The sequence below is a fragment of the Psychrobacter sp. CoH-33_TS_01 genome (assembly GCF_058189395.1).
The window spans coordinates 1-233 of the sequence record NZ_JBVGQI010000105.1 but is presented as its reverse complement, the minus strand read 5'-3'; the positions used below and the strand labels follow the sequence as shown (position 1 = coordinate 233).

Genomic DNA, 233 nt, shown 5'->3' with positions numbered 1-233 from the left:
CGCTCGACACCCTGCTCGGCGAGCTCCGCGGCCGCGGCTACCAGATGGCGGTCGTCGTGGACGAGTACGGCGGCACCTCGGGCATCGCGACGCTGGAGGACTTGGTCGAGGAGATCGTCGGCGAGGTCGCCGACGAGCACGACCGCACCAGGGCCGGTGTGGTCCGCGGCCGCGACTCCATCACGTTCCCCGGCATCCTGCGCCCCGACGAGCTGCTGGAGCAGGCCGGGGTC

The 233-nt window shown here is 73.0% G+C and carries 1 pseudogene; it reads left to right on the top strand.

The features are described 5' to 3' along the window. Positions 1 to 233, top strand: a pseudogene (locus ACZ2XM_RS15710) (hypothetical protein); the annotation flags it as partial.